Origin of the sequence: Fuscovulum blasticum DSM 2131 (assembly GCF_003034965.1) — a bacterium.
GTDB lineage: Bacteria > Pseudomonadota > Alphaproteobacteria > Rhodobacterales > Rhodobacteraceae > Pseudogemmobacter > Pseudogemmobacter blasticus.
Genome location: NZ_PZKE01000055.1, coordinates 1 through 1093 on the forward strand (window position 1 = coordinate 1; position 1093 = coordinate 1093).

The following is a 1093-nucleotide window of genomic DNA, read 5'->3' on the forward strand; positions in this document are numbered from 1 at the left end:
GAACATCACCCATGCCGCCGAGCGGGCGAATGTCTCGCAGCCCGCGCTCAGCCGGCAGATCCAGTTGCTGGAGGAAGAGCTGTCCACCCAACTGGTCGAACGGCGGCCGCGGGGTGTGGCGCTGACACCTTCCGGGCAGCGGTTGGCCGATCACGTCCGCGCCCTGATGCAAAGCGTCGAGCTGATAAAGGAAGACATCATCGCCGCCGAGACGCTGCCCGCGGGCACCCTGCGCATATCCTCCGCATATTCCCTGCGCGGGCTGCTGATGGCCGATGTGGTGGCTGAATTCCATCGCCTTCACCCGCAGGTCAGCATCGAGATCCAGGAGGGCACCTCGGTCAATGTGCGCGAGGCCCTGGTGACGCGACATGTTGATCTGGCGCTTTATTCCGATCACGGGGCCTCGCGCGGGCTGAACCGGCAAGCCCTGTGTTCCGAGGCGCTGGTGCGGCTGTCGTCACGGGCGACCGGCCTTCGGCTGGATCAGCCGGTGGGGGCCGATTCCCTTGCCGACCTTGACCTGGTGCTGACCCCTTCGAACAACGGGCTGCGGCGGGTTGTCGATGAAATGCTGCCGCAGACCGGGCGCAGCCGGAACCCGCCGGTGATCGTCGAGACCAATTCGATCATCATTGATCTGGTTTCGCGCGGCGGGCTGCACAGCATCCTGCCCTACAGCGCCTGCCATCAGGCCTTCAGCCGGGGCGAGATCTCGATCGCGCCGATTGCCGGAATCACCTGGCCCTGGATCATCGCCACCTCGCGCGACCGGCCCCGCACGGCCGCGATGCGGGTGTTTCAGGAACTGGTGGTCAGCCATGCGCAGCGCGTGGTTGCCAATGGGCTGTGGGTCACGGCAGAGCTGCCCCCCCGGCGATTGACGCATAGCATTTTATGATAATGGACTGCCAGAAATAGCCTGAAGTTATGTCTGGCATCAGCGCATTGATTTTGTCCTAGCCCGGCAAACATGTTTGGGTCGCCACAATGGCCGCATCCTTGCGATGCCGGCCGGCTGTCCGGGAGGGATCACCAGTGGCACAAAACGCCCGCACCACCGCCAAAGGCGGTTCGTCTTCACATGCCGGAA

At 64.2% G+C, this 1093-nt stretch carries 1 protein-coding gene; it reads left to right on the forward strand.

Going from position 1 to position 1093, the window contains the following annotated elements; genetic code table 11:
- On the forward strand, positions 1–901 hold a 901-nt coding region (locus C5F44_RS17640; protein ID WP_146161993.1), incomplete at its 5' end, for a LysR family transcriptional regulator.
- Positions 902–1093 lie beyond the last annotated feature (192 nt).